Source organism: Marinococcus sp. LNHM5E3-2.1 (assembly GCF_056034365.1).
In genome coordinates, this window is the sequence record NZ_JBQLIB010000011.1 from 66,077 (window position 1) to 88,164 (window position 22,088).

Sequence of the window (22,088 nt, forward strand, 5' to 3'; positions counted from 1 at the left end):
AAAAAGACGCCCGGGACAGGCGTCTTTTTTGATCAGTACATGATATGCATAAACAAAGCAATAATAGGAATTGCAATAATCGTGCGTTCAAAAAAGCAGATGACGAGTTCCCAGAGCTTTACCGGCATTCTCGTTGCTTTAATGACAACAATGGATTCAGAAAAGAACACAATCTGTACTAACGAGAGCGTCGTTACAAAATAAATCGCCCCTGCTTCAAGTGCTGCCAGATCTCCTGCAATTAAAAGAACCGGCAGAAACATTTCAGCAATACCTACGGGGATCGACGGCGCGATCATTGCCGCATTAGGCACACCGAGAATATTTAAGAGCGGAATGAACGGCATGCCGAGCCAGTTAAATAACGGCGTATACTCAGCGACAATCAGACCGGTAATACCGATAGAAGCAAGCATTGCCACCACCCGGGGAAGCACACCAAGCGCTCCCGCCACACTCGTCTTCACTTCTGAGCCGAGCGGCCTGGCTGCTTCGGCTCTTTTCGCAGCACGCTGAAAGCCGCGCGGTATAATGCCAAACTCAAACTTCGCCTCTCCCTGTCTTTCTTCTTCTGTCTGCTCCCGTCCGTCAAAATAAACGTCGGGCTGCTTCGACAGGGGCGGAATCCGGATCATAAAGAAAGAAATAATAAACGCAATCAGCATACCGGAAAAGTATACCTGCAGAAAATCCTGGCTTAACTCTGCTGTGTTAATGACAAGCACTGCAAATCCGACACTGACTGCGCTGAAGCTTGTAGCAATTGCTATAGCTTCGCGCTTTGTATAAACATTCATCCGGTACAGGCTGCTTGTAATTAAAATAGCAACAGAAGATGAGCTGACAAAAGAAGAAATAGCGTCTATCGTGCTTTTGCCAGGCACCTTAAACAGTGGACGCATGACCGGCTCCAGGATCGAACCGATAAAATCAAGCGCTCCGTAATTTAACAGCAGCGGCATAAACACAGCGGCCAGCGGAATGATCCAGCCAACGGTAAGTACAATCGATGGGATAATCGTCCCGCCTGTATCCGGCCCCACCATCCATTCCGGTCCAGTGAACCCGGCAAAGCTGTCGTGAAGAGCGTATACTGACATAAAAACCGCGCCCAGCACGTAGAAGAAAATGTGTACCCCTGTATCTCCCCCGTAGTAATCCAGCAGCCGTCCGCTGCGTTCCGGAAACAGCTTTACGTAAATGCTCGTTACGGCGTTAGCAAGCACCATGACCGTAAACAGCCACAAACTAAAAGGCACAGAAAGGTTCAAAAGGAAGTTGTACAAGTAGCCGAACACGACATCAGTTTCCCCGTCCACTACCACCGGAACAAAGAAAACAATCACAGCAATGGAGGTCAGCAGGAATGATTTGATCAATCCATTTCTCAGCTGGCCCCGGCTGATTTTCTGCTTATCCAGTTCCTTCCCTTCGAGCGGTGCTGTGTCTCCAGGATTCTTTTCCATCTGGTCCAAATCCTCATCAGCTATGTTCTTCATTTACATGCTCCTCCCTGCGAAACATTTTGCATAATTGGCTTTTTACGTCGATGATTTAACCGCCTCTGCGTTTTTCCAGCCTTTGAAGGAGCTGATATCTTCTCCTTCAGCACTGCTTTCGCAAATAAAGCCCATCACATTGCGTCCATCGTTCAGCTTGACCGTGCCGATACCTAACGGAGCAGGAATCTTTGCGGCAAACTTCCCCATTTCCCCGATCGGCATCCGCCACAGCTCAACCTCAATTTCTTCTCCCGTCTGCTCCCGTATTAAGCCGGGTTTGGCCGGTTCGCTGTTCAGACGGATCAGTTTATATTCCGGGGCTGTCGAAGCTTCTTCCACGAATTCAGCCCGGTGCTCTTTCATCTGTTTTTCAAGTGGAAAACCTTTCATATGAAGTCCGCATACAGCAATCAGCTTTTCGGCTGGTTCCTCCGGCAAAGAAAGTTCTGTCCGCTGCCAGCTTTCCGCCGCGCCCATCAGCAGACTTTCTGCGTCTGCACGGCTGAACAGTGTTACGCCAAATGGCACATCCGGCGCTGCTTCACCGGCAGGCAGCGCTACCGCACTCATATCAAGCAGATTGCAGTGATTCGTATATTTCCCCATGTCGCTGTTTGTCTGCACCGGGTCTTTTCGGACCTGTTCTCTTGTCCAAGTCCCTCCACATGTCGGAAGCACGAGCACATTATTTTCGAGCCACTGCCCGGTATGGTGCTTGATTTCCTGCAGCCGGTGCATCGCTTCGAACAGCTCTGCGGCCCCGTATGCCTTGCCCTCTCCTTTGGAAAGCACTTTTTCGGTTACCGGAAATACCTCATCGCGATGTTTTTCTACAAATGATCCAAGCGCCGCCCAGCGTTCGGCAATCCAGGGACCGTCGTACAGCACCGATGCCGCTTCACTTAGGATGGACGTATCCACATACGATACTTCCTCTGCTCCTTCTTCAAGCCACTCGACTGTTTTTTTCCATGCTTTTCGGTACTGCTCCTCATATGGTCCGTAAAATTCCGGCTCTTCCTCCGGCAGCAGCCATTTTTTCGGCTTTTGCTTCTTTAAATTACCGAACGGCTTCGACCAGGGATCATTCAGGTCGACACCCCGGGCTGCCTGATCCACCAGGGGAATATCATTTACCTCCCAGGCAAATACCGTCACACAATCCAGACTTTCACATGCCGGCACGACGCCGGCGATCGGCCAGGCGCCGAGGGACGATTTCCACCCAATCAGCCCATGCAGCGCGGCCGGAACCCGCCCGGAGCCTGCAGTATCTGTACCGAGGGAAAAGGCAGCCAGACCGCACGCTACCGCTACGGCAGAGCCTGCACTTGACCCACCGCTGATCAATTCATCCTTCTGTCCGTTGTGTGTTTCTCCGTAAGGACTCCGTGTGCCGACGAGCCCTGTAGCAAACTGGTCCAGATTGGTTTTCCCAACCGGAATGGCGCCGGCGTCCACGAGCCGCTTCACTACGGTGGCGTGCTTTTCCGGAGTGTAGGTGTATGCTTCACAGCCAGCTGTTGTCGGCCATCCCGCTACGTCGATATTATCCTTCACAGCAAACGGTATGCCCCACAGCGGAAGCTCCTCCGGCGAAAACGCAGCCAGCCGGTCAATATAAGGCTGAATCCGCTCTTTAGATGGAGGCAGCACCCAGATGTTTTTGTGCTGATATTCCCCGGCCCTTTCGAGAATGCCGGCTACCACTTCTCCGGGCTCTATACTTTGGCTCCGATAAGCTTTTAACAGCTGCTGTACGTTTAATTGTTCTGTCATGTAACCGACACCCCGCTTTCTTTTTCTGCACGCAGGCCGACGATTAACTGCCCTGCCTGCACTTCGTCTCCGGGCTCCACATGGATGGAAGCTACGTACCCTTCTTCGGGAGCCTGCTGTGGAAATTCCATCTTCATGCTTTCCTCAATGACCAGCACGTCGCCTTTATTTACGTACTGCCCTTCCGTTACTTCGACCTTCCATACACTTCCCGGCATCGAGCAGCGAACAGCTGTCTCGTTTGCCGGCAGCTCTTCTTCAAGCACCGCAGCATTTCCGCTGTCATCCTCGATATGCTCTGCAATACCCTGCTCTTTCCAGCGTTCACGTTCTGCCTGAAAGGCTGCCTGCTGATTTTCTTTAAATGCTGCAGCACTTTCCTGAATCGACTCCTGGAATGCCAGGTATTCACCCAGATCGAAGGTTGTTTCTGTAATATCTGCTTCAAACCGGCCGCGCAGGAAATCCTCCCGCAGTTCCGTCAGTTCTTCATGTGTCACCGGATAATACTGAATTTGGTCGAAAAAGCGGAGAAGCCACGGTTTTCCGGGCTCAAAGCTTTCCGTCGCCTGCAGCCGGTTCCACATCTGGATGGTCCGGCCGACAAACTGATAGCCGCCCGGGCCTTCCATGCCGTACACACACATATATGCCCCGCCGATACCGACCGCATTCTCCGGCGTCCACGTCCGCGCGGGGTTGTATTTGGTTGTCACGAGCCGGTGTCTCGGGTCTGTCGGCGTAGCAAGCGGCGCCCCGAGATACACATCACCAAGTCCGAGCACCAGATAATTTGCATCAAACACAATCTTCTTTACGTCATTAATGCTTTCGAGACCGTTAATACGCCGGATAAATTCCAGATTGTCCGGGCACCACGGAGCATCCGGCCGTACGTTCTGCTGGTAGCGCTCAGTGGCAAGCTGTACAGAGGGGTCGTTCCATGAAAGCGGAAGCCTTACGATCCGGGAAGGAACCTGAATCGACTCCAGCGGCGGAAGGTCTTCGTCAATCCGGAGTACGTGCTGCGAAGCCTCCTGGACCGTCATCTCCAGCGGATCAATATGAATCTGCAAAGAGCGAACTCCCGGAGTCATTTCAATAACTGGCAGCACGCCCTCTTTTTCGACTGCCTCCATGAGCACCTGCACCTGAAAACGAAGCTTCAAATCCAGTTCCATTTCGCCGTATTCCACCAGCAGATACTCATCCCCGCTCATGCGGACCGTAATAGGAAACCGGCGCTCTTCGCGTTCATCAACAAGCAGCGGATATTCCGGATCCAGCACGTCATTTTCATCTGGCAGCACAGCTGCTTCGACCGCCCGTCCTGCTCTTACACCTTCGATCAACCGTTCCTGCGCCTGACGGAGGTTGTTCGCTTCCTCAATAGTCAGCAGCTGAAAATGCACCTTGTCCCCAGGCTGCAGCTGGCCGATTTTCCAAAACTCCGCAGAAGCAGTTGTCACCGGACAGACGAAGCCTCCCAGGCTTGGCCCGTCCGGACCGAGCAGGATCGGCATATCTCCTGTTAAATCAAGCGTGCCCACCGCGTAGGCATTATCATGAATATTGGACGGGTGCAGGCCGGCTTCTCCCCCGTCCTCACGGGTCCAGGCCGGCGCAGGTCCAATCAGTCGCACACCGGTCCGGGAGCTGTTAAAGTGCACTTCCCATTCTGCTTCTGCGAGCTGCCGCAGATATTCAGGCTGCAGAAACTCCTGTGTGCAGTGCGGGCCGGGGATCATGCCGATCGTCCACTCTCTCTTTAATTCCGGACGTGCGTCCAAAGCAAGCGACTGCTGCTTTTCGCTCTCCGCGCTGCCCCGGACACCCAGGACATCCCCCGGGCGCAGGGCTCTTCCGGCATGTCCGCCAAACTCTCCGAGAGTGAACGTAGAGGAGCTTCCAAGCACCTTCGGTTTATCAAACCCACCTTCAATCAGCAGATAGGTTCTCATGCCTTCGGTCGTTTTTCCAAATTTCAGCGTCTGCCCTTTTTTGGCCTGCACCGTTTCATATAAAGCGATGGGTTCATCCTCAAGAGCAGCGCCCATGTCACCGCCGGTAACACAGAACGTAAGATCGTCCCGGAAAACGTAGGATCCTCCCTGCAGTGTCAGCTCCAGCCCGCTTGCATCTTCCGCATTATTCAGCAAGGCATTGCCAAGCCTGAAGGCGAAGGGGTCCATAGGACCGCATGGCGGAACGCCGACGTCCCAGTGGCCGGTTCTTCCCGGCACGTCCTGGACCGTCGTCTGAACGCCTCCGTCCAGCACCTCCAGTGCTTTTTCTGCCGGGTCGAAATCATTCAATAGGCGGGTAAACACTCGGCCTTCCCGTACACGCGGCTCCTGCAGGAGTCCGCGGACGTACTGACGGTTTGTGGTGACTCCGTAAAAACGGGTTTCTCCAAGAGCGTCGTACAGCTTATCGAGAGCAGCCTCCCGGCTGTCGGCATGCACGATGATTTTGCCAAGCATTGGATCATACAGTGTCGTCGTTTCCACGCCGTTTTGGATCCAGGTCTCATTTCTCGCCTTCTCCGACAGCATGACGTGGTCGATGTGACCTGCACTCGGGCGGAAATCGCGGCCGCAGTCTTCAGCGTATACCCGGGCCTGAATGCTGTGCCCTGATGAAGCAGGCACTTTCTCCGCAAGGTTCTCCCAGCTGCCGGCTGCTTCTTTTACCATCCATTCCACGAGGTCGATACCGAGCACTTCCTCTGTTACTCCGTGCTCCACCTGAAGACGCGTATTCACTTCCAGAAAGTAAAACTCGCTTTCGTCCGGATCGTACAAGAATTCGACTGTACCAGCACTTCTGTATCCTGAAGTTTTCGCCAGACGTTCGGCAGCCTGCCACATTTCCTGTCTCGTTTTTTCTGTAATATTTGGCGCCGGCGTTTCTTCCACGACTTTTTGGTTTCTCCGCTGCAGCGAGCAGTCCCGTTCGCCTAATGCCACAACCTCCCCGCTTTGATTGCCAAAGATCTGAACTTCAATATGACGGGCGCTTGGAATGTATTTTTCCAAAAACATGCCACCGTCATTAAAATTTGCTTCCGCCAAATGCTTAACACCTTCATATGCTTCGTGAAGCGACGCTTCATTTTCGCAGATACGCATACCTATTCCACCACCGCCGGCCGTGCTTTTTAAAATGACCGGATAACCGATGTCCGCTGCCTGTGCCACCGCTTCCTCCCGGCCCGACAGAAGATTTGTGCCGGGGAGCAGAGGTACGCCCGCTTCTTCAGCAGAAGCACGGGCCGTATGCTTCAGCCCAAACAGCTCCATCTGTTCCGGCTCCGGTCCGATAAATGTAATGTTCTGCTTCGCACATTCGCGCGCAAAATCAGCATTTTCACTCAGAAAGCCGTACCCGGGATGAATTGCGTCCGCTCCTGTTTCAAGCGCCGTTTCCAGAATCTTTTTTTCATTCAGGTAGCTTTCCTGCGGGGGGCCTTCACCGATATTTACTGCTTCATCGGCGTATGCCACGTGCAGACTGTCACGATCCGCTTTCGTGTATACAGCTACAGACGGAATGTTTAATTTTTTTAATGTTCTTTCAATTCTGACAGCAATCGCTCCACGGTTTGCGATGAGTACCTTTTGAAACATTCAGTCTCTCTCCTTTTAATAATTTATTTATCCCAGATGAGTACACGAAGCGGTGTTGGATTAAAACCGCTGCACGGGTTATTCAGCTGCGGGCAGTTGCTGATGAGTGCAGTCACTGCACATCTGGCTGTCATTTCCACATAATAACCGGGCCCTGAAATGCCATCATCAAAGTCCAGACCGCCTTCGGGCGTAACCGGCACGTTCATAAAAAAGTTAATATTCGGTGCAATATCACGCTTGCTGTACTCATGGCCGTATTTGGCCAGCTGGTACATAAACGTATCGCGGCAGTTGTGCATCGGCTCCCGGTCATGGGCGTAACGGACTGTGTTGCTCTGTGACGAGCAGGCCCCGCCGAGCGTATCGTGCCGGCCGACTGTGTCTGCCGTAATTTCAAGCAAATTCTTTCCGGACTCGGCTTTCAGTACTGAACCTGCCGTTAAATAAATATTGTTTTGCGCATTGATGGTGTTAATCGCACTGTAATGATCCTCCGGGTGCTCCGTATCAAAAAAGAGGGTGTCGGCCGCTTCATTCCCTTCCACGTCTTCAATCCGGAATACCTGGCCAGGCTGCAGCTCCCTGATCCACCCTTCGCCTGCCGGAATCAACTGTTCATATACGGCCGTTTCCGCGGTTCTTTCACTTTGTACCTTTGCGAGCATATTCATGTTAAACTCCCCTTCACACTAGTAATGAATGATATTCCCATGTATTTTCGAACGCCCGTCTGTTTTCCGGCTGATAGTTGACGCAATAGTCCTGTTCGTCTGCTTCCTTTACATTAAATACTTCCATTTTCACCGGAACTGACGGAAAATCCGCTGCCGGATCCTGGGGATTCGGCGTATTGGAGATAATCATTAAGCTGTCCATCTCCAGACGGAGCGTCACCGTGTCTCCCGCTTTGGCGTGCTCCGGGTCAAAATGCATGCTCCCGGCTTCATCGGCATAAATTTTTGAAAATAAATTGATGTTCGGCACCAGGTCTCTTTTCGTTAAGCCGTGACGCATCAGTTCCTTGACGAAATTTTCTTCGCCGCTCCGGTAGTAATCGTTCAACAGCTTTTGAAACGTGGTTTCACCGTACTTGCTGTCGGTCCCTGCTCTTGTCGAATAGCCTCCGATAGGATCATGCCATCCTGAGCTGTCTTCAATAATGCTTGCCATCGCCCGGCCATTATCGGTCATCAGAATGTTTCCTTTTGTAAATTTCGATGTGTGCTGGGCCTTTAACGAGTCGGGCATATTGTAACGATCTGTCGTATTTTTAGCGTTGTACAGCAGAAGTGAAATGTTGGCTCCGTCTTCGAGCGCGGTAAACCGGACGGCCTTTCCTTTCGCCACCACATTCGACCATTTGCTTCCTGCTTCAATTATTTTTTCCATAATGGAGCCTCCCTTAGTAATATAAGCACCTGAAAATAAATAAAAAGCCCGGAAGAGTTTTCACTCTCCCGGGCTTTTGTCCCTCCGTGTATACAGGCATCACTGCCCGTACCGCATTCTCTCGGACCTGACCTTCTTTTTTCAAGAAGCGGAACCCTAGAAAGCATTGGCGTTTCCATCTGCGGAAACCTATATACTGTTTTTGCTGTTGATTTGTAGTCTAAGCAACATTACCGCAGATAACAACTACTATGTAAGCTTATCTAACACATTAATTTTCAGATTTATTTTTTAATTCTGCTTTCGTTTATGAATTATGACCCATCTTTTCTTCTTTTAGTTTATTTTTTCACTGAAAAAGGAAAGCGTTTACTAGTACTCAACTAAAGGAGCGATAGCAATGGCGGAAGATCCAAAAAAAGCAGAACAGTACGTCGATAAGCTGGATCAGGAAGACAAAGACCAGATTATGCAGAACTTTAATACGTTCAAAAACTATCTGGGCGACCAGGTGAAAAAGGGCGAAAGCATTGGTCTCGGAGAAAAAGGACTGGCGAAAGCCACTAAACGTGTCGCCGATCATCTGGCCAAGCACGAAGAGCCTCGCAACCGGGAAGAGAAAGTATTAAACGAGCTCTGGCAGAACGCTGAAAAAGACGAAAAAGATGCTATTGCCAAAGCGCTTGTCCGCATGGTCGACCAAACGAATAAAGACGAAGCCGAAGAATAAAAAAATCCCGCTTTTCAGTTTTTACTGAAAAGCGGGATTTTCATTTATTCACTGTCAGCCGCCCTGTATAGAACGGTAGATGAAATAAGCGATCACGAGTACAATGGCCACCGGCAGGATAAACTTAAAGAAACAGCCAGCCATACGAATAGCCAGAAAAACAAATACGATAAGCAGCAGAATACCTATAATAAATTCCACGGATACGGCCTCCCTTCTGCAACAAAGCTATCTATCAAACATTATTAACTATTTTTCACTTTAATACTGCTAACATATATCTTTCCACCGTGGCCTTTTCATAAACATTATTCAGCTCCTTTCGTTATTATTACACATTTCTTCATGCAAAAAAGCCCTCATACAAGGGCTTTTCAGCTGCCGCTATGCGGCTTTTGGTGTTTGTTGTTCTTTAGGCCCCCGTCCGACTTTTCCTTTCAAAGCTGGAACAAAGCGGTCGAGGCCGATTTTACCGGCATTACCTTTTCCAACCAGGAGAAGGATGGCGAGAATAAGCATGATCGGGTTCGTCGACACTGTACCCGCCAGCAGAAATGCCATATTCATCGTACCGCCGAAGAAGGCGGCAGTGGTTGTAAACAAGCCCACAATTAAGCCGGCGCCTACCAGTACTTCACCCCACATGACGAGAAAACCAAACAGTCCGGCATTCGGAATAGCGACATTTTCCAGGAAGGCTGTGTACCATGGATAAGCAGCTGCCGTGCCTCCGCCCTGCATGACTGGTTCAGCTACCGCCCCCTGCAGGAATCCGCCAGGGTTAAAGCCCTCTGCAATTTTACCAAGCCCAGAAGTGAGCCACGTCCAGCCTAAGTACAAGCGTGCTGCCAAAAACAGTACCGTCGCAATCGTCGATTCCTTCAAAAAACGAATAATCATTATGATTCCTCCTTTTGTGAATGTATTCACATATTTCTTATCTTTAATATATCATATTTTATTTTATTGTGAATACTTTCACATGAATGGTCACAAAGTGTTCATATATGAAAGATGATGAAAATGATAAGCAACTTTTTCGCGAACTTCTTTTGGATCGTGCTATAGTATTTTGGCAGAAGGAGGGCTTAAGCAATGAACGAAAAATATACCCCACTATTTCAACCACTAACATTACCGAATGGAGTTACACTAAGAAACCGCTTTGTACTGGCGCCGTTAACCCACGTGTCCTCCAACGAGGATGGGACTATTTCTGACCGCGAGCTTCCTTACATTGAAAAACGGTCGGAGGATGTCGGATTGGCTATTACGGCAGCAAGCAATGTGACAGCTTTAGGGAAAGCATTCCCCGGCCAGCCGTCGATCGCCAGAGACTCGGATATCGAGGGCCTGCGCCAGCAGGCTGCTGTCATGAAAAAGAACGGTGCAAAAGCCGTCGCCCAGATTCATCACGGCGGAGCCCAGTCGTTGCCTAAATTAACTCCAGGCGGCGACGTGGCAGCGCCAAGTGAAATTGAACTGGCGAGCTTTGGCGAGCCGCAAAAGCATCAGGCTCGTCCGATCACGCATGAAGAAATCAAAGAAACGATTCAGGCGTTCGGGGAAGCTACAAGACGTGCAGCCCAGGCAGGCTTTGACGGCGTGGAAATTCACGGCGCCAACCACTATCTCATTCAGCAGTTTGTTTCTCCGTATTATAATCGCCGGGACGATGAATGGGCTGACCCGTTTAAGTTTCCACTGGCCGTGGTCAACGAGGTAACCGCCTCAGCCAGGGAACACGGCGGCGACGATTTCATCGTGGGATACCGCTTTTCCCCGGAAGAAGCCGAATCTCCGGGCATTACTATGGAGCTGACGAAGGAATTGATTGACCGTCTGGCCGAACACCCGCTGGATTATTTCCATGTGTCGCTGATGGATGTTCATTCCGAAACACGGGAAGGCCAGTACAACGGACAAAAACGTATTCAATTGATCCACGATTGGATTGGCGGCCGTGCTCCGCTGATCGGTATTGGCTCCATTTTCACGGCAGATGACGCACTAAGCGCCCTGGAGACTGGCACAGAACTGGTTTGTCTCGGGCGGGAATTGCTACTCGATCATCAGTTCGTGAGCAAAATCCAGGAAGGCCGCGAACAGGAAATCAATGCCACCTTTGACCCTGAAGAACCGACAAAATACCATCTTCCGGAACCTCTATGGCAGCAGCTCTACAATGGATTTTATCCACTGCCTAGAAATGACGGCTGACACCCTTTCATAGACGAGTTATACGAATTTGTTAAATCATAATAAAAACCCACTCCCAGACACGAGATTTTTCTTATCATGCCGGGGGTGGGTTTTCCTATATCCAACTGCTTTTAAAATCATTAATATACACCTTTATATCTGTGGGCTCTTTCGCTGTTACTTTCTGATAATCATGCGTAATTCCTTTTGCGAATCCCAGCTTCGTGGGAAAGTGAATGCCAATGACCACATTGATAAAATCATCATCTACGTTCATTTTTTTCATAAATTGTTTGAACTCTTTTACCGACGGATCAGCATATTCAATATCAACATCTAAAATATCCGTCATAATGTTTGCTACCTCATAAAAATTGAGAGCTTCCCCGCCTGTGATGACATAGCTTGTATTCCGGTGTTTCGCAGGATGCATTAATGCTTTGACTGATATTTCAGCCAGATCTCTTGTATCCACAAAGCTCGTTTTCCCATTGCCGGCCGGCACAAAAATACGATGCCTTTCTTTAATTTCTTCACACAAAAAATCGTTCAAGTTCTGCATAAAATAACCCGCGCGCACAAATGTATAAGGAATGCCTGATTTTTTTATTAATTTCTCCATTTTATAGTGGTGAATAAATGGCATAAACTGCACATCCTTTAACGATAAATAAGAAATATGCTGAATGCCATGCTTTTTAGCCTGTTCTAAAAAGCTGCCAAATTGCAGATTATCTCCCGGGGGATACATTAAAAATATACGATCCACCTGGCTAAGAGCTCCATCAAATGTATCAGGCTTTGAAAAATCAAGCGTTACAAATTCATAACCATCACCAAATTCCGCTTTAGCTTTTTCGGGATTCCGCACAGCACCCACAAAAGGAATATTATTATTCGTAAGCTTTTGAGCAGCTTCAAATCCAACCTTTCCTGTAAAACCTGTCACTAAAACCTTCATGACCATCCCTTTCCTTTAGACAAGTCATTATCACAGTCACCTACGGTACTTTGAAATCTTTATTTTAAGGCCGTAAGCCTTTTCAAAAACCACAGCCCCGCCACCATCAGTACCCCGTCAGATCAGGATCGGTTTTTCGTTCCACTGATTCGATATTTTGAATAATATCGGATACGACATATGATGCAATCGCGGGAGAGGCAGTTACCCCCGGGGAGTCCAGCCCCGCCAGATGAATCAGCCTCGGATCCTTCTCCGAGGAACGGATGTAAAAATCCGGCTCGGTAATGCTCGAGCGTATACCGGCATAATGGCGCTCCGTGAATTCATAAGGAATGCCTGTTGCAAGCATGTTGACTTCGTTTTGAATCTGCTCCATTCCTTCTTTTGTCGGAAGAGCAAAGCGAAAGCTGTTTTGTTTTATATCTGTCGGACCGAGACGGATTGTTCCGTCCGGCTGGGGAATGATCAGAATACCCTTCGTCCGGCTTGTGGGCGGCGGATAAATGATGTGATTAATAAATCCCGAAGCCTGTTTTCCGAGCACCATATATTCTCCGCGCCTCGGAACCGGCTCAAACGGCACGCGATCCTCAATCATGCCGGCAACGGAAGCAGCGGCGGCTCCGGCAGCATTAATCACAAACCGGCTTTGAAAAACGATTCCCTCTTTCGTTTCCACTTCAAATCCTGTTTCTGTTCTACGCAGATCGATAATCCCGGTATTCGTATGAATTTCCGCCCCGTTAAGGCGGGCATTAGATGCGAGTCTATCCGTGAGCACAGCAGTGTCTGCACTCATGGCTTCGGGCATAAACAGGCCGCCTTTAAGCTCTGGGTGCAGCTTTGGTTCCCGCTCAAGCATTTCTTCCCTGCTTAAAATGGTGATCGTATGAACACCCTCTGCCTCACTCTGCCGCTTCAGCCAATGTAGTTTTCCAAGCTCTTCATCCGTGCGTGCCGTTGCGATCGCTCCGTGTTGAAAAACGGGAACGTCAAAGCGCTCCGCTAATATCCGGTGAAGGCGGCTTCCGTTTCTGCCAAGCTCAGACTTCATTTTTCCTTTGGCAGCGGGCATCATTGCAGGGGGATGGACAAGCGCGCTGTTATGCGTCGACTGGACGCCGGAGAGCGTAAGTCCTTTTTCAAGAACCACCGTTCGTCCCCGGTAATGGGAAAGCTCATGCGCAAGTGCCGTACCAACAATACCGCCACCAATAATCAAAAAATCAATCATCTCCCTCACTCCTCTTCGGGAAGCATATTCACAATGCCGGAAAACGAGTTATACGCTTATTCTATCCACCGCGAAAAACAATTGGCAACTCATCTGTCTTTATAGCAGCAAAAATATGTGTCTAATGAAAAACAAAAGCACGCAGCTTCAAAATTATTACGAATGCAATTTCTCAGTCACTCTTATACTGTTTGCGTAAATTGTTTTCTTCAGAAATGTTCAGCATAAATCCTATTACGATGATTTGATCCCTGCTCCGCAGAGGGGGATAATTACCGTTTCGCTTTCTTCTCTCTGGTACTGAAGATATCCCGCATAGTTAATGGCCGAGGTAACTTCTACATAAAACCCTTTGCTGGCCAGAGCTTTCCTTGCGCTTAATATTTTTTCTTCCGGAATCCGGATGAACGTCCCATCTGTTTGACGAACAGCCTGCAGAATTTGTGCCGAGCGCGCCGGCGCTGCGATGGCAATCCCTTCCGCGAGTGTGGATTTCGCAGCAGTCGGCTCCGCTATTTCAGCTCCCTTTTCATAAGCCTGGACGAGCGGGGCGCAGTTGTCAGCCTGCACTGCCACGATTTTAGGCATCTGATCAATCAGATTATTTGTCAGCAGCTCGTGAAAACCGTAGTAAGCTCCTAAAAGCAGTGTCCCGTTACCTACGGGAACAATCACGGTTTCAGGCGCACGTCCGAGCTGTTCATATATTTCATACGCATATGATTTGGTGCCTTCAAAAAAATACGGGTTATATACATGGCTCGCATAAAATACCTGCTCCTGTTCGACTGCCTGCTGGGCGGCTGCGGCCACCTCTTCCCGAGTCCCCTGGATTTTTCGAATACGGGCTCCGTGTGCACTGATTTGATCGATCTTTTTCGGCGACGTCCCAGCACTTACGTATACGTCACAGGCAATACCTGCCCGGGCGGCATAGGCAGCCATGGCGGTGCCGGCGTTCCCGCTGCTGTCCGCGATTACTTTCTCCGCGCCCAGCTCTTTTGCTTTTGTTATCAACGCCACCGCGCCACGGTCTTTAAACGACAACGTTGGCATCATGTAGTCCACTTTAACGTATACCTCAGGATCTCCGGGTGATAAAGGAAGCAGCGGGGTCTGGCCTTCTCCCATAGACACGGCTTCCCATGGCCGAGTTTCCTTCGAAAACGGCATCGTTTCTGCGTACCTCCAGATGGATAATGGATAGCTTTCCCACACCTCCGAATTTACGGAAGGTGTTTCTCTTAAGAGATCCAGCACTCCTCCGCATACCGGGCATTTCCAGATAGTGAGGGTGATCGGGTGAATCTGTTCACACTCACTGCAAATATATTGGTTCATTCCTATCCCGCCTTTTCGAATGCTTTAATGAAAAATTTAAGCTGCTTTTTCATTACTTTCCCACACTTAAGCGAAAATGCCAATGCCAGCAACAAAAGCTGAAGCCGGAGCACCCGCCCCGGCTTCAGCCAAATTAATAATGCATGATTTTTCTTACAGCTCTTCCCCGTTCGTCTGAATCACGTTTTGATACCAGTAGAAGCTGTCTTTTTTGCTGCGCTTGTTGGAGCCCTTTCCGTAATCGTCCCGGTCTACGTAAACAAAGCCGTAGCGCTTGGACATTTCGGACGTGGAAAAGCTCACAAGGTCAATCGGCCCCCAGGTGGTGTAGCCGATCAGCTCCACCCCGTCTCCAATCGCTTCTTTCATCTGTTCGATGTGGCTTTTTAGGTAATCGATGCGGTACGGATCATGCACCGATCCATCCTCTTCCATCTTGTCGTAGGCCCCCAGGCCGTTTTCCACGATAAACATCGGTGTGTCGTAGCGCTCATACAGCTGGTTCAGCAGCGTCCGAAGGCCGACCGGGTCAATCTGCCAGCCCCAGTCCGACGCTTCAAGATACGGGTTCTTCAGCTTGGTCAGCAGGTTGCCCCCTGCCTTTTCTCCCGTCGTTTCTTCACGCGCGGATACCGCTGACATGTAATAGCTGAACGGCAGAAAATCGATCGTGTTTTCCCGCAGCAGCTCTTCATCTCCGGGCTCCGTCTTCAGCTGGATGTCGTTTTCTGCAAACACCCGTGTCATATAGCCCGGATAGCCGCCCTTCGTAAAGACGTCAGTGAAGAAAAGCGTATTGCGCATGTCCTGGTGGGCGGCGAGCACGTCCTCCGGGTGCGGACTGTTCGGATAGTTGATCATGCCGATTACCATGCAGCCGATACGTGCATCCGGACTGATTCTCCGGCACGCTTCAATGGCCTTTGCGTTCGCCACAAGCTGATGGTGAGCTGTCTGGTAGATCGCTTCAAGCTTCCGGCCTTCCGGGACTACGTCCGGAATCAGCCCGCCGCCGACGTACGGGGCCATCATCAATGAATTAATTTCGTTAAAGGTGATCCAGTATTTCACCTTTCCTTTGTAGCGCTCAAACACGGTTTCGGCGTAGCGGGCAAAATGATCCACTGTTTCTCTTCCGTAAAAGCCGCCGTATTCGGTCGCCAAATGCAGTGGAATTTCATAGTGGGAGAGGGTAACAAGCGGCTCTATGCCGTGCTTGTGCATTTCATCAAACACATTATCATAAAACGCCAGTCCCTCTTCGTTCGGCTCTGTTTCAGTACCGGTCGGAAAAATGCGCGCCCAACCGATCGAAATGCGGAACGTTTTAAACCCGAGTTCCTTTAAAAGGGCAATATCTTCCTTGTACGTATCATAAAAATCGATGCCGAACCGCTTCGGAAAGACCCGGTCTTCTTCGGTTTTCAGCACATGTTCAATCTCCTCCCGGCTCGGATATGGCAGCTTCATGGACGTCCGGTCTTCAGGTTCAATCAGTTCGATAATGTCTGCGGTGGAGAGCCCCTTCCCGTCTCTATTATAGGCTCCTTCAACCTGGTTGGCGGAGATAGCTCCACCCCATAGGAATCCTTCTGGAAATGATGGTTTAAATGTCATAGTGTCCACTCCTTCTCTATTTACTGAATAATTGAAAGCATTGTATCGCCTGGTTCAACGTTGCCGTCATTGTCTCCAATCACATCTAAATAATCGTTTGTGTTGGTAACAATAATCGGCGTGGATAAATCATAGCCTGCTTCACGTATGGCTTTAATATCAAATTCTGCAAGCAGCTGTCCCTTAGTGACCGTATCACCCTGCTGCACGTTCGCCTGGAAATATTGCCCATCCAATTGTACCGTATCGAGCCCGATATGCATAAGCAGCTCCGCCCCTGAATTCATTTTAAGGCCGAAGGCGTGCTTACTCGGGAAGACGGTGGACATTTCGCCGTCTGCCGGAGCATAAAGCTTTCCTTCTATCGGAATCACAGCGATGCCTTTCCCCATGGCTCCAGAGGAAAACGCAGCATCATTTACTTCTTCAAGCGGAATCACAGCGCCCTTAAGCGGGCTCGCAACTGCCTGGTTTTCCTTCGATATGGTTGACGTTGCCGCTACCTCCTTCGCAGTCTGGGCGTCAGTAGTCGTTTCTTCCGGTTGGTCCGGTGCTTTCTCTTCAAGCTCATCCTTATAGCCAAACAGGTAAGTGAGGAGAGCCCCGAGGGAAAACGCGACGATAATCGATACCACAAACAGCCCAAATCCTTCCCCGAAGTATACCGGCAGGGCAGCCAGACTTGGCAGTGCTACCGCAAGCGCAGAGGCATTAGCAATACCTGCAATCGCACCGCCGACACCACCGGCAGCTGCGCCTAAAATAAACGGACGTTTATAGCGAAGCGTCACCCCGTAAATTGCAGGCTCGGTAATACCGAACAATCCGGAAATTGCAGCCGGACCGGCGATCGCTTTTACTTTCCGCTGGCGTGATTTTAAATAAACACCCAACGCTGCTCCGGCCTGTGCAAACACAGCCGGCGCAAGCAGAGCGGAAAACGTATCCTCCCCGTACACGCTTAAGTTGTTGATTCCAATTGGTACGAATCCCCAGTGCAGACCAAAAATAACAAACACCTGCCAGAACACACCCATAAACGCCCCGGCAATCATTGGACTTGCGTCATAAATCGACGTATAGCCATCAGCAAGCCAGCCGCTGATTACCGTACCAACCGGACCGAAAACAATCAATGTTAACGGAACCATAATAACTAGAATAAGAAGCGGCGTGAAAAACATCCGGATGCTTGAATGCAGCCAGCCGTTCAGTACCGCCTGCAGCTTCGACATCACATAAACAGCTAAAATAATGGGAATAACCGACGATGCGTAGTTACCCATCAGCACCGGAATCCCGAGAAATCCAAAGCTGCCACCCTGTTCTTCCCCAAATGCGATTAAATCCGGATACAGAAGAGCTCCGGCGATCAGCACTGCTACGTATGGATCTGCCCCGAATTTACGGGCAGACGTGATGGCTAAAAGCACCGGAAGGAAGTAGAACAAGCTGTCCGAAGCAGCGTTCAGTACCTGGTACGTCCCGCTTGTCTCCGTTAATACGCCCGTGGCCAGCAGCACCGCTACCAGCCCTTTTAGAATACCGGCTCCTGCAAGCGCTCCCAATATTGGAGTGAAAATAGCGGAAATAATATCAATCGCCCGGTTAAATAAATTACCCTCATTTCCCTTGTCCTCCGAAGCTCCTGCATTGGCATCATCGTCGCCAAGCTTTGTGTCCTTCGCGATCGCTTTGTAGACGTCGGATACTTCATTACCGATAACGACCTGAAACTGACCGCCGCTTTCCACGACCTGAATAACTCCTTCAAGCGCCTCCACCTGCTCCTTGTCTGCCTGGCCTCTGTCTTTCAACCGGAATCGAAGTCGTGTGGCACAGTGAACGAGCGACTGTACGTTTTCTTCGCCGCCGACGCCGGCGACGACACTTCTGCCAAGCTCCTGATAATCTTTTTTCATGTCTACACCCCTTTTTATTAGTATTTTAGGCAAAGAAAAAACCTAAACTGAACAGATGACAGAAAGGAAAAATCCCCTTCCACACTCTGCTCAGCTTAGGTTTTGCCTGCTTCATCAGTAACAACCCTACTCTGAGTGGTTTTTATTCAGTTGATGCCGGGATGCGACCCGGTGAATGTGAACCGTTAAATAAATCAGTTCGTCGTTGGATACGCTCCAATCATATTTGTTTTCGACGTATTTTTTAATTTTTTCACTGCACAGAAAGGCTTCTTTGTACTGCTTTTTCACCTGCTGATATAAAAAATCATCATCGGCATCATACTGCAGCCGCTCCTTCCGGACGAGACGCCAGGCAAAAAAGCGCAGATGCGTTAAAAAGCGTTCATAATTCAGCGTATCTTCATCAAGCTCCATTTGAAAGTGGTATTTCACGATACTCAGCATATCGTTAACGATGCCTACAGTTTCTACAACTTCTTCGAGGCCTTCACCGGACATTTGGCTGTTCACGAGATGCAGCGTAATCGAAGCTGCTTCGTGCTCATCAAGCCGGTGGCCGGTTTCTGCTTCAATAATGTTCAGTGCTTTTAAAGCGACAGCAAATTCTTTACGGTAATACTTCCTGATTTCCCAGGCGAGTGTATTCTGCAGCGACATTCCCTGTTCATAGCGGCGGATCGCAAAGCTTAAATGATCCGTCAGTGCCACGTATAAGTAATCATCAAGCTTTACACCAAGATCCTCTTTAGCCAGGGAAATAATCTGTTCTGCAATCGACAGGTAGGTTTCGGGCACATCTGCCAGAAGCTCAGCCAGCTGGTCGGAGACGTTTTCATTTTCAAGCACAAACGTTTTCTCCACCTGCTCCTGATCGACCGTTTCCCCGGCTTTGCGCTGAAACGCCAAACCTTTTCCCATCACTACCATTTCTTTTCCGTGGCGGTTTTCCGTCAGAACTACATTGTTATTGAAGACTTTTTTTATCTGCATATCTCCTCGCCCTTTGCCTGAATAGTCCAATAAAAAAACCTAAACTCACACACACCATTCTACCAGAACGGCGCGGAGTTTAGGTTTTGCCTGCTTCATCAGTAACAATCCTAATTTAAGGGAATATTCTTTTGTAAACGTTTTCTATATATATCTATTTTTATCACAGGCAGTGGCCGGGGTCAATACTTATTTCCTAAATAACAACCGGGACTTTAGATTTTCGTCGCAGCTGGCGGCTATTTTTTAACGAGCTGCACCCCCGCTTCTTTTTCAAGCACGAGATTAAAACCGGCTTTGCCCTTTTTCAGCACTGCCTGTCTCCAGCTTTCCTCGGGCGGGTCGAAGAGCTGATGAAATTCCTTCTGCAGTTCACGGGCATCTGCTTCTTTTTTTGCCCCGTACCAGTAGTACTGGTTTTCGTGCACGACAATATCGAGCGCTCTCATCTGATCCGGCAGCCGGTTGCCGATTGTGCCGAACTCCAGCAGGCAGGAGAAGATATACTTATCCGGATGTCTTCGGCTGTAGACATCCTTCACGTATTCTGCGTCCTCTCCTTTGATTTCCCGCACATCTGTTTTTTGCACATCGTTTACCTCAGGATGCCCAAACTGCTTCTGGAGCTGCTTTTCCTTGCGCGGGTCTGAATGCGGCACCTGCAGCCACAGCTGTTCGGAAGGCCCCAGCCCGGTATGAATGTCAATATGGACGACCGTTTCGTATTCCTTTACCCACTCATCCATACACGACAGGAGCTTTTCCACCGGCTCTTCATAAGCTGCTCCGCCGTAAAAAATACCGGTTGGATACTGGTACTGTCCCATCGTTGCTGCTTTTTCCAGCCCGGATACGCCTCGCTTAAACACCTTTGCCCCGAGAGAGTTTAATAGATTCCACCGCTGTTTTTTCCAGCTTTTCACCGGTCCCTCCGGCACAAAGTGCTTCTTTTCCTTTTCAAATCGCTTGTTCAGTGAAGCAGGAACATTGTTCCAATCCTTCATAAAATTACGGTTCAGGTCCACGTTGTTTTCACTCACCCGCCGCCGGTTTTTCATCCCCCATGGATTTACGGCATGAACGAGACGTATCCCCGTTGTATTCGGATTCAGCTGCGTTATATACTCATCGATAAACAGCTGCAGAAGCGCCGACCCTGCGTAGCCTTCAATTCCGTGCACGCCAGTGGTGACTACAATCAGCGTATTTGAATGATATTTGGCGTCCGCTGCAATAATATCGGTAGTGTTATTGTTTTCCGGCTCTCCGACAGCGTACTGGGTCAGCGAGGCCTCCGGCCAGACTGCTGCCACGTCTGCGCTTCTTTTCCGGAAAGCCCTTCTTGCTTCTTCGTACGTAGGGAAAAAATATTGATCGGACGGTTTCATTTTGCTGCCTCCCTCATCAAAATTGGTCTTACGCTCATTATTCCTCGCCAATTCGGGTACAAACCTATTAGCGGCAAAAGAAACCATAAAAAGGATGATAACTATGCAGCTGCCTTCTTCTTTAGTACAACTCGCCAACGAACGCATTGAACCATTTGCCTGTGAAGGATTTCTGCCGGGCGCCGGACCGGCTGATGCCACAATTATGTTTGTCGGGGAAGCTCCAGGCGAGACCGAAATTCATAACGGCATCCCCTTCAGCGGCAGAGCGGGCGTCATTTTTGACTCGTATCTCGACGACTTGAACATTAAACGGGACGATATTTATGTTACAAGCGCCGTGCGAAGCCGTCCGTTTAAATGGGGACAAACGAAGGCCGGGGTGCGCCGGAAATACAACCGGACGCCAAACCAGAAAGAAATACAGGCCCATGCGCCTGTATTGGATTATGAAATATCCCAGGTACAGCCCGAGTGGCTTGTGCCGATGGGCAAAATCGCCTACCAGCGGCTGCTCGGAAAAAGCCCCAGACTCGGTGATGTGACCGGCAGAATTCAGACGTCTCCAGTACAGCAATGGGATGAAGAGGCCAACTCGTACATTTGGACGAAGAAAAATTACAATATTTTTCCGATCTATCATCCGGCCGCGATTCTGTATAACCGAAGCCTCGAACAGACAATGAAGGACTACCTGAACACACTCGCCGCCCACGCGCTTCGCACCTGAAAAAGCTCCGGAGTACAGATGAATGTCTGTGCTCCAGAGCTTTTTATTAGTAGACTTCGTACGTCTGGCCGGTCTGCTGGCCTTCAACGCTTTTCTGATATGCAAGGGAAACTTTATCTCCCGGCACGGGATCAAAGCCGCGGAAAAAGCCGCCAAGCTTTTCTGCCGATTCGCTCAACAGGTTCGGACTGATATTGTTAATCCGGATGCCTCTCGGCAGTTCAATAGCCGCAGAGGTGACGAAGCCTTTTACGGCACCATTCGCCATCGCAGCGGACGTTCCCTGAGGAATCGGATCGTCCATCATGACGCCGGATGTGAGCGTGAAGCTGCCGCCGTCGTTCACGTATGGAATACCGAGCAGCACCAGGTTGATCTGGCCCTTCATTTTACTGTTGATTGCTGTCTGGTTCTTTTCTGGAGTCAGCTCAGTGAGCGGGGCAAAGCCGGCGCTTCCTGAGGCCGTAATGACTGCATCCACGCGGCCGGTGGACTCATACATCTGTCGGATGCTGTCTTCGTCCGTAATATCCACCTGCACGTCCCGGCCATTTCGCCCGGCACAAAGAATGTCGTGTTCGTCTTTTAAGCGTTCGTATACGGCACTTCCGATCGTACCTGAAGCCCCGACTAACAATATGCGCATGAAAATCTTCCTTTCTGTC

The 22,088-nt window shown here is 49.8% G+C and carries 18 protein-coding genes and 1 riboswitch; of the genes, 3 read left to right on the forward strand and 15 right to left on the reverse strand.

Translation table 11 applies throughout. From position 1 onward, the window contains the following. Positions 1 to 32 precede the first annotated feature (32 nt). The 5 genes from ACTRXH_RS12465 to ACTRXH_RS12485 are packed head-to-tail and all read right to left on the reverse strand — an operon-like array spanning position 33 to position 8,302. Positions 33 to 1,499 (reverse strand): YjiH family protein, encoded by a 1,467-nt coding sequence (locus tag ACTRXH_RS12465; RefSeq protein ID WP_474282384.1) that lies wholly within the window; start codon positions 1,497 to 1,499, stop codon positions 33 to 35. 42 nt (positions 1,500 to 1,541) lie between these two features. Next, positions 1,542 to 3,281, reverse strand: a complete 1,740-nt coding sequence (gene atzF / locus ACTRXH_RS12470; protein WP_474282386.1) for an allophanate hydrolase — start codon at positions 3,279 to 3,281, stop codon at positions 1,542 to 1,544. Beyond that, entirely contained in the window at positions 3,278 to 6,910 is a 3,633-nt protein-coding gene (uca, locus tag ACTRXH_RS12475; RefSeq protein ID WP_474282388.1) for an urea carboxylase, read from the reverse strand. The genes atzF and uca overlap by 4 nt, the downstream gene beginning before the upstream one ends. 23 nt (positions 6,911 to 6,933) lie before the next feature. Continuing rightward, positions 6,934 to 7,578: an urea amidolyase associated protein UAAP2 gene (locus tag ACTRXH_RS12480; RefSeq protein ID WP_474282422.1), complete on the reverse strand. Its 645-nt coding sequence runs from the start codon at positions 7,576 to 7,578 to the stop codon at positions 6,934 to 6,936. A 19-nt stretch (positions 7,579 to 7,597) separates the two neighbouring features. Then, complete coding sequence (locus ACTRXH_RS12485; protein WP_474282390.1) at positions 7,598 to 8,302, reverse strand: urea amidolyase associated protein UAAP1; 705 nt, start codon at positions 8,300 to 8,302, stop codon at positions 7,598 to 7,600. A 63-nt stretch (positions 8,303 to 8,365) separates the two neighbouring features. Continuing rightward, positions 8,366 to 8,473, reverse strand: a riboswitch (guanidine-I (ykkC/yxkD leader). A 229-nt stretch (positions 8,474 to 8,702) separates the two neighbouring features. On the opposite strand from ACTRXH_RS12485, the gene ACTRXH_RS12490 reads away from it, so the two are divergent. Continuing rightward, entirely contained in the window at positions 8,703 to 9,032 is a 330-nt protein-coding gene (locus tag ACTRXH_RS12490) for a DUF3243 family protein (protein WP_474261081.1), read from the forward strand. A gap of 54 nt (positions 9,033 to 9,086) precedes the next feature. On the opposite strand, the gene ACTRXH_RS12495 is transcribed toward ACTRXH_RS12490, so the two are convergent. Then, positions 9,087 to 9,233: a hypothetical protein gene (locus ACTRXH_RS12495; RefSeq protein WP_322526794.1), complete on the reverse strand. Its 147-nt coding sequence runs from the start codon at positions 9,231 to 9,233 to the stop codon at positions 9,087 to 9,089. Positions 9,234 to 9,416: 183 nt separating this feature from the next. Continuing rightward, positions 9,417 to 9,932, reverse strand: coding sequence for a DoxX family protein (locus ACTRXH_RS12500; protein ID WP_474282392.1), 516 nt, complete (start codon positions 9,930 to 9,932; stop codon positions 9,417 to 9,419). Positions 9,933 to 10,127: 195 nt separating this feature from the next. Here ACTRXH_RS12500 and ACTRXH_RS12505 point away from each other — a divergent pair, with 195 nt between their 5' ends. After that, positions 10,128 to 11,252, forward strand: a complete 1,125-nt coding sequence (locus ACTRXH_RS12505) for an NADH-dependent flavin oxidoreductase (protein ID WP_474282394.1) — start codon at positions 10,128 to 10,130, stop codon at positions 11,250 to 11,252. Positions 11,253 to 11,349: 97 nt separating this feature from the next. Here ACTRXH_RS12505 and ACTRXH_RS12510 read toward each other — a convergent pair whose 3' ends face one another. The 7 genes from ACTRXH_RS12510 to ACTRXH_RS12540 all read right to left on the reverse strand — a co-directional run bounded on the left by ACTRXH_RS12510 (position 11,350) and on the right by ACTRXH_RS12540 (position 20,693). Next, a complete protein-coding gene (locus ACTRXH_RS12510) occupies positions 11,350 to 12,195 on the reverse strand; it encodes an SDR family oxidoreductase (RefSeq protein WP_474282396.1) in 846 nt (281 codons plus the stop codon). Positions 12,196 to 12,301: 106 nt separating this feature from the next. Next, positions 12,302 to 13,432, reverse strand: a complete 1,131-nt coding sequence (locus ACTRXH_RS12515) for an NAD(P)/FAD-dependent oxidoreductase (RefSeq protein ID WP_474282398.1) — start codon at positions 13,430 to 13,432, stop codon at positions 12,302 to 12,304. 234 nt (positions 13,433 to 13,666) lie between these two features. Beyond that, positions 13,667 to 14,773, reverse strand: coding sequence for a threonine synthase (locus ACTRXH_RS12520; RefSeq protein ID WP_474282400.1), 1,107 nt, complete (start codon positions 14,771 to 14,773; stop codon positions 13,667 to 13,669). 153 nt (positions 14,774 to 14,926) lie between these two features. Continuing rightward, complete coding sequence (locus ACTRXH_RS12525; RefSeq protein WP_474282402.1) at positions 14,927 to 16,390, reverse strand: glycoside hydrolase family 1 protein; 1,464 nt, start codon at positions 16,388 to 16,390, stop codon at positions 14,927 to 14,929. Between the two features lie 20 nt (positions 16,391 to 16,410). Further along, positions 16,411 to 18,312: a beta-glucoside-specific PTS transporter subunit IIABC gene (locus tag ACTRXH_RS12530; protein ID WP_474261072.1), complete on the reverse strand. Its 1,902-nt coding sequence runs from the start codon at positions 18,310 to 18,312 to the stop codon at positions 16,411 to 16,413. A gap of 126 nt (positions 18,313 to 18,438) precedes the next feature. Continuing rightward, on the reverse strand, positions 18,439 to 19,305 hold the full coding sequence (gene licT, locus ACTRXH_RS12535; protein WP_474261071.1) for a BglG family transcription antiterminator LicT: 867 nt from the start codon (positions 19,303 to 19,305) through the stop codon (positions 18,439 to 18,441). 239 nt (positions 19,306 to 19,544) lie between these two features. Beyond that, positions 19,545 to 20,693, reverse strand: a complete 1,149-nt coding sequence (locus tag ACTRXH_RS12540; RefSeq protein WP_474282404.1) for a M14 family metallopeptidase — start codon at positions 20,691 to 20,693, stop codon at positions 19,545 to 19,547. Between the two features lie 103 nt (positions 20,694 to 20,796). On the opposite strand from ACTRXH_RS12540, the gene ACTRXH_RS12545 reads away from it, so the two are divergent. Beyond that, entirely contained in the window at positions 20,797 to 21,423 is a 627-nt protein-coding gene (locus ACTRXH_RS12545) for a uracil-DNA glycosylase (protein ID WP_474282406.1), read from the forward strand. Between the two features lie 46 nt (positions 21,424 to 21,469). On the opposite strand, the gene ACTRXH_RS12550 is transcribed toward ACTRXH_RS12545, so the two are convergent. Next, a complete protein-coding gene (locus tag ACTRXH_RS12550; protein ID WP_474261068.1) occupies positions 21,470 to 22,069 on the reverse strand; it encodes a short chain dehydrogenase in 600 nt (199 codons plus the stop codon). Between the last annotated feature and the right edge of the window lie 19 nt (positions 22,070 to 22,088).

Coding starts and splice junctions, on each gene's coding strand:
- ACTRXH_RS12510 (WP_474282396.1), bottom strand. CDS start 12,195: ATGAAGGTTTTAGTGACAGGTTTTACAGGAAAGGTTGGATTTGAAGCT.
- licT (WP_474261071.1), bottom strand. CDS start 19,305: ATGCAGATAAAAAAAGTCTTCAATAACAATGTAGTTCTGACGGAAAAC.
- ACTRXH_RS12520 (WP_474282400.1), bottom strand. CDS start 14,773: ATGAACCAATATATTTGCAGTGAGTGTGAACAGATTCACCCGATCACC.
- ACTRXH_RS12500 (WP_474282392.1), bottom strand. CDS start 9,932: ATGATTATTCGTTTTTTGAAGGAATCGACGATTGCGACGGTACTGTTT.
- ACTRXH_RS12525 (WP_474282402.1), bottom strand. CDS start 16,390: ATGACATTTAAACCATCATTTCCAGAAGGATTCCTATGGGGTGGAGCT.
- ACTRXH_RS12540 (WP_474282404.1), bottom strand. CDS start 20,693: ATGAAACCGTCCGATCAATATTTTTTCCCTACGTACGAAGAAGCAAGA.
- ACTRXH_RS12505 (WP_474282394.1), top strand. CDS start 10,128: ATGAACGAAAAATATACCCCACTATTTCAACCACTAACATTACCGAAT.
- uca (WP_474282388.1), bottom strand. CDS start 6,910: ATGTTTCAAAAGGTACTCATCGCAAACCGTGGAGCGATTGCTGTCAGA.
- ACTRXH_RS12530 (WP_474261072.1), bottom strand. CDS start 18,312: ATGAAAAAAGATTATCAGGAGCTTGGCAGAAGTGTCGTCGCCGGCGTC.
- ACTRXH_RS12550 (WP_474261068.1), bottom strand. CDS start 22,069: ATGCGCATATTGTTAGTCGGGGCTTCAGGTACGATCGGAAGTGCCGTA.
- ACTRXH_RS12465 (WP_474282384.1), bottom strand. CDS start 1,499: ATGAAGAACATAGCTGATGAGGATTTGGACCAGATGGAAAAGAATCCT.
- ACTRXH_RS12480 (WP_474282422.1), bottom strand. CDS start 7,578: ATGCTCGCAAAGGTACAAAGTGAAAGAACCGCGGAAACGGCCGTATAT.
- ACTRXH_RS12485 (WP_474282390.1), bottom strand. CDS start 8,302: ATGGAAAAAATAATTGAAGCAGGAAGCAAATGGTCGAATGTGGTGGCG.
- ACTRXH_RS12490 (WP_474261081.1), top strand. CDS start 8,703: ATGGCGGAAGATCCAAAAAAAGCAGAACAGTACGTCGATAAGCTGGAT.
- atzF (WP_474282386.1), bottom strand. CDS start 3,281: ATGACAGAACAATTAAACGTACAGCAGCTGTTAAAAGCTTATCGGAGC.
- ACTRXH_RS12545 (WP_474282406.1), top strand. CDS start 20,797: ATGCAGCTGCCTTCTTCTTTAGTACAACTCGCCAACGAACGCATTGAA.
- ACTRXH_RS12515 (WP_474282398.1), bottom strand. CDS start 13,432: ATGATTGATTTTTTGATTATTGGTGGCGGTATTGTTGGTACGGCACTT.